The 2,140-nt window shown below is 61.3% G+C and carries 2 protein-coding genes and 1 pseudogene; all 3 read right to left on the bottom strand.

Going from position 1 to position 2,140, the window contains the following annotated elements; all coding sequences use genetic code 11:
• Positions 1-174, bottom strand: a pseudogene (locus tag EOA24_RS43540) (CDP-diacylglycerol--serine O-phosphatidyltransferase); the annotation flags it as partial.
• A 3-nt stretch (positions 175-177) separates the two neighbouring features.
• Positions 178-876, bottom strand: coding sequence for a phosphatidylserine decarboxylase (locus EOA24_RS35335; protein ID WP_126078268.1), 699 nt, complete (start codon positions 874-876; stop codon positions 178-180).
• A 129-nt stretch (positions 877-1,005) separates the two neighbouring features.
• Positions 1,006-2,140 (bottom strand): DUF4375 domain-containing protein (locus EOA24_RS35330; protein WP_127410671.1); only part of this gene is annotated, 1,135 nt, incomplete at its 5' end.

Genomic DNA, 2,140 nt, shown 5'->3' with positions numbered 1-2,140 from the left:
CACCATGACCACCGCGATCTCGAAACGGTTCTCGAAGGCGAAGCGGATGCCCGAAAGGCCGGCGCAGATGGCAAGCACCGTGACCAGATTGGGCAGCACCATGCGCATCGGGATCTCGCGGATGCGCGGACCGCCGCTGGCATGGGCCTCGAATTTCTTGAATGGCGCGCCCAACGCTCAGGAAACCCTGACCAGGGGCGTGACCGCCGTGCCGCCGAATTCGGCAAGCACGGTCTCGCCGCCCACAGCCGTCTGGCCGACCGCGACGCGCGGCACGGCGCCTGTCGGCAGGAAGACGTCAACGCGCGAGCCGAAGCGGATCAGGCCGAAACGCTCGCCGATGGCGATCGAGCCGCCGGCCTCGGCCCAGCAGACGATGCGACGCGCCACCAGCCCGGCGATCTGGACGGCAGCGATGGTGCCGTTCGGGCTGTCGATGACCAGGCCGTTGCGCTCGTTCTCGGCGCTTGCCTTGTCGAGCTCGGCATTGAGGAATTTGCCGGGCTTGTGCTCAATGCGCGTGATCCGCCCACGCACCGGAGCGCGGTTGATGTGGCAGGAAAACACGTTCATGAACACCGAGATCCGGGTCATCTCGCCCGGGCCCAGGCCAAGCTCACTCGGCGGCACGGCCGGCCCCACCGCCGAGATCACGCCATCGGCCGGGCTCACGACCAGCCGGTCGTCGACCGGCGTGACGCGCTCGGGATCGCGGTAGAAATAGATGCACCATGCGGTGAGGATCAGCCCGATCCAGAACAGGACCGAGGAGAAATAGCCGAGAAACAGCGTCGCCGCGGCGAAGGCGGCGATGAAGGGATAGCCTTCGCGGTGGATCGGAACGAACGTATTCTTGACCGAGTCGAGAAGCGTCATAGGGCTTGGGGGCGGTCCCTGTTTCAGGTTGCGCCTCAATAGCCGAAAGCCCCCCTCCCCGCAACGCAACAATGGGGGCAGGATGAGCAAGGTCGCTAGGTGCGAATACTGTGAGACGCGAGTTGGGAACTATCCAGCGGCGGCGGAGCGATCAAAGTGCGCGTCGAGTTCAGGCATCGTAGCCTCGGCGAGCTTTTCGTAAACCTCGCCACACAAGAGCACACTGCCATTTGGTGAAGACAGGGAGAGGAAGGTCCGGTCAGAGGCCAGCACCACCCAATTCACAACTGGCCCTTCCGCCGTTTGCGCCACCGAGTTAGCAGAAACGATGGCACCCAGCGGATCGAAGCCAGCCTTGCGCAGCAAAAGGTCGACAGCGACGGGAGCATGATTTTGTTCGGACAGCTGGATCACTGTCTCAATCTCTGACTGCTCCGCGCGTCCAAGCAGTGTCCCGACCCTCGGTGCGTTCGCTCTCAACGGGTTGTCACCCGGGCGCATGACAGGAGGGTCTTCAGGGGCGACATACTCGTAAACTGCGACGTGTGTCTTTGTCGAGGCGCATAACCGGAGCTCTTCGGCGTCGGTACGCAGTTGGAAGACCATCTGCTTTTCGCCTTCGATGTCCAGCATCCTCGCCATGCCGAACCCCAGCTTGATCTCCGATGGCGATATCGTTGCGCAGGCGAGGCCGGCGCCGACTTCGCGCTGGCTCAACATCTGACGCACCAGTTTGCCAACCGAGTCGTGAAGAAGCCTGGCCTCCCGCTGAGGGTTGGACAGCACCAGTCGATCGATCGCGTTATCGTAGTTGTCATCATCGACAATTTGCAGATCGGGCCAAGAAGCGATCCAACGCGCGAGCAAATCCTCCATCGGCATGGCGTCATCGGCCTCATAGAATGCATCATCAAGTGTATCCAGGAAATCGTCGCGCCCACCCTCGAAGCCCGTTTGTTTCGCAGCTTCATCAGGATGCTTGGCAATCCAGGCTGACATCTTTTCCAATGTTGCCAGCTGCCCTTTTGCCCCACACGCGCTGAGTCCGGCTCTGGCGTTGGCAATCATGGTGTCGATTTCGCTGCCGGCATTGTGGATTAATTGACTATGACCGCCGTTCTTCACCTCCAAGGAGTACTGGTCCGCGTGAAATACCTGCATCGCCTTAGGGTTGATCTCCGAATGGCGATAGAGCCCTTTGGAGACCATCGTCACGACGAATTGCATTACAGCGAAGACGAGATGAAATGCCTCTCCGTCGCCC

The sequence above is a fragment of the Mesorhizobium sp. M2A.F.Ca.ET.039.01.1.1 genome, assembly GCF_003998035.1.
Lineage (GTDB): Bacteria > Pseudomonadota > Alphaproteobacteria > Rhizobiales > Rhizobiaceae > Mesorhizobium.
The sequence above is the reverse complement of the archived record's forward strand: the minus strand, read 5'-3'. Positions and strand labels throughout refer to the sequence as shown.

Excerpts from the sequence above, each read along its gene's own strand:
- EOA24_RS35335 (WP_126078268.1), bottom strand. The coding sequence starts at position 876 with ATGACGCTTCTCGACTCGGTCAAGAATACGTTCGTTCCGATCCACCGC.